The 1,634-nt window shown below is 51.7% G+C and carries 2 protein-coding genes and 1 pseudogene; 1 reads left to right on the forward strand and 2 read right to left on the reverse strand.

Translation table 11 applies throughout. The features are described 5' to 3' along the window. The coding region (locus IFU29_RS22145) for a ClpX C4-type zinc finger protein (RefSeq protein ID WP_274604309.1) at positions 1-382 on the reverse strand (382 nt) is incomplete at its 3' end. Positions 383-667: 285 nt separating this feature from the next. Here IFU29_RS22145 and IFU29_RS22150 point away from each other — a divergent pair. Beyond that, positions 668-1,261 carry an ATP-dependent Clp protease proteolytic subunit gene (locus tag IFU29_RS22150; protein ID WP_191935762.1) on the forward strand — a complete coding sequence of 198 codons (594 nt, stop codon included), beginning with the start codon at positions 668-670 and terminating at the stop codon, positions 1,259-1,261. A gap of 68 nt (positions 1,262-1,329) precedes the next feature. On the opposite strand, the pseudogene clpX reads toward IFU29_RS22150, so the two are convergent. Next, positions 1,330-1,634 (reverse strand): annotated as a pseudogene (gene clpX, locus IFU29_RS22155) (ATP-dependent Clp protease ATP-binding subunit ClpX); the annotation flags it as partial.

A 1,634-nucleotide genomic window follows, 5' to 3' on the forward strand; every position in this document is an offset into this window, starting at 1 on the left:
GCAGCGTTTTCCCGCTACCGGTCGGGCCGATCAGCAGAATATTACTTTTGCCCAGCTCAATACCGTTGCTGGTGTCGCCGTTACGCAGGCGCTTGTAGTGGTTATAGACAGCCACCGAGAGCACCTTTTTGGCGCGTTCCTGGCCGATAACGTAGTCATCCAGGTGGTGGCGGATTTCATGCGGCGTGGGCAGTGAACTGCGCTCGCGGTGCGGCACAGCTTCTTTGATCTCTTCGCGAATGATGTCGTTACATAAATCGACGCACTCATCGCAGATGTAGACTGACGGACCGGCAATCAGCTTACGCACTTCATGCTGGCTTTTGCCGCAAAAAGAGCAGTACAGCAGTTTCCCTGAACCGTCTTTGCGCTTATCTGTCATCAGTTAACCTCATGCCTTACTTAATTTACACGTACCAGTCCTTAATATAGCCCATTTCCTCCGCTCATTGGGAGTAAAAGTCCCGCCCCACCCGCGATTGCCCGCCGGAGGCCCTGGCTGCCCCTGTGCAGGCATGAAAAGGCGCTTGCCTGTAGCTGAGGGGTAAAATTCACTTCAACCTGCTGTTTTGAAATATAAAAAGTGCCTGATATTCCTGTTGATTTAGCCGCTAACTGGATTATGCTAAACTCTTGTCACTTAAGATTATCCGATGGAGTGTAAAGCATGCCTCAAGAGCCAGATAAAGAAGAAAACGGGCAGGAAGAGAAGAGTTCATCACTGGCGGTCAGTAAACTGCTTCAGTCACGCTCTATTATCATTTCCGGTGAGATTAATCAGGCGCTTGCCGAGAAAGTGACCGCCCAGCTGCTGATCCTGCAGGAAATGGGAGAGGAGCCGATCAAGCTGTTTATTAACAGCCAGGGGGGTCATGTTGAAGCGGGTGATACCATCCATGACATGATTAAGTTTGTGAAGCCTAAAGTGCTGGTTATTGGTACCGGCTGGGTCGCCAGCGCCGGGATCACCATCTTCCTGGCCGCTGAAAAAGAGAATCGCTACTCGCTGCCTAATACCCGCTTTATGATCCACCAGCCGCTGGGTGGGGTTCGCGGGAAAGTATCCGATATCGAAATCGAAGCGAAAGAACTGCTGCGTGCCCGTGAGCGTATCAACCAGCTGATCAGTAAGGCGACCGGACAGCCGCTGGAGAAGGTCGAGAAAGATACTGACAGTAACTACTGGATGAGCCCACAACAGGCCGTTGATTACGGTATTACTACCCACGTCATCAGCCACTGGGAAGAACTGAAAGCCTAAATGCTTCGGTCATGCCAAAATCAAAAAGGCCCGCATTAGCGGGCCTTTTTTTCAACATTCCATCAGGGTTATTCGCCTGAGGCCTGCTGAGTTTCTGGTGTGGCATAAATCATTTTAGGTTCACTGTCCCCTTCAATGACCGGGGCATCTACCACAACTTTCTCTACATTATCCAATGAAGGCAGATCGTACATGGTGTTCAGCAACGCGCCTTCCACAATCGAGCGCAGGCCACGGGCACCGGTTTTACGCGACATGGCCTTTTTGGCAATCGCCGTCAGCGCATCGTCACGGAACTCCAGCTCCACGCCTTCCAGGTTGAACAGCGCCTGGTACTGTTTGGTCAGCGCATTTTTAGGCTCACGCAGGATCT

It is taken from the genome of Erwinia persicina (assembly GCF_014838825.1).
Taxonomy (GTDB): Bacteria; Pseudomonadota; Gammaproteobacteria; order Enterobacterales; family Enterobacteriaceae; genus Erwinia; species Erwinia persicina_A.